The sequence below is a fragment of the Burkholderia sp. Ac-20345 genome (assembly GCF_017104825.1).
GTDB classification, from domain to species: domain Bacteria; phylum Pseudomonadota; class Gammaproteobacteria; order Burkholderiales; family Burkholderiaceae; genus Burkholderia; species Burkholderia lata_B.
Genome location: NZ_JAAGPO010000338.1, coordinates 1 through 241 on the forward strand (window position 1 = coordinate 1; position 241 = coordinate 241).

General features: G+C 47.7%; 1 protein-coding gene. It reads left to right on the plus strand.

Annotated elements, in window-relative coordinates; all coding sequences use genetic code 11:
* Nucleotides 1-234: hypothetical protein (locus G3O06_RS45950; RefSeq protein WP_205820048.1), on the plus strand; the 234-nt coding region annotated here is incomplete at its 5' end.
* Nucleotides 235-241 lie beyond the last annotated feature (7 nt).

Sequence of the window (241 nt, forward strand, 5' to 3'; positions counted from 1 at the left end):
TCGTATACTGAGGTAGCAGTATGCAGCGGTATGAGTCACACGAGACAGCCAGCGACGCTATACGTCAGAAGCGGTGCAGCCCAGAACTATTGGAGAGAGAGCTACAACATTCGCGATCTCAGCGACGCAGCCGTTGCACAGGCTCACGGCATAGCCTATACCGAGGAGACCGTCAACGTAGAGTATCGCATTGACGATATCGTATTAGATGTTTTTTTTTTTTTTTTTTTTTAATGCTACC